We start from the raw sequence: 680 nt of genomic DNA on the forward strand, positions 1-680 counted from the left end.
TGATGCTCACACAATTGACCAAACGAGCATTGTTGCATCATTTCAACTAGGTGTTTGTCCATATATGCAAATAGGACATAGTTCTCGATTGATTGACGACCATCGGCCACCACCACCACCACCACCACCATCACCAAAAACAACTATAATTGGCCATCAATTTTGAGGGACCAATTCGGCACCAATATCTCTCTCTCTCTCTCTCTCTCTCTCTCTCTCTCTCTCTCTCTCCCTCTCTCTCTCTCTCTCTCTCTCTCTTTCTCTCTATACCATTTTATGTTTGTGAAAACAAACACAAAGATAAACGTTAAGATCTTTCATAACCTCGAAGATATTGTCGCCGTTGATGGAAAAATAGCTTCCAAAATAATAATAATAAAAACAATAAAACAAATGGGATAGTTTCAGTTTGGGATGCGTCAGTCCAAAGTTGATGCTGCGATTATCAAGCGTCACCCCAATCAGACTCAAGTCACAATGGAAACGAGCCAAGTCGACTCAAATTTGAGACGGGGTCGCGAGGTGGCTTAAACAGACTCAAGTCGCAATGGGAACGCAAAAAACTCAACTTAACGGCGACTTAAGTCTCAATAGAAACAGGGCCTAACTTTAGCTACTTTAATTAACAATTAGTTGCCATGGTGACCACAAAAGAGAAAGAGAATATTTTTGTTGATCAC

General features: G+C 40.7%; 1 protein-coding gene. It reads left to right on the plus strand.

Annotation, left to right across the window (positions count from 1 at the left end):
- Nucleotides 1–149 precede the first annotated feature (149 nt).
- Complete coding sequence (locus tag QRY16_RS21975; protein WP_289778061.1) at nucleotides 150–311, plus strand: hypothetical protein; 162 nt, start codon at nucleotides 150–152, stop codon at nucleotides 309–311.
- Nucleotides 312–680 lie beyond the last annotated feature (369 nt).

The organism is Mixta mediterraneensis (assembly GCF_030283135.1).
GTDB lineage: Bacteria > Pseudomonadota > Gammaproteobacteria > Enterobacterales > Enterobacteriaceae > Pantoea > Pantoea mediterraneensis.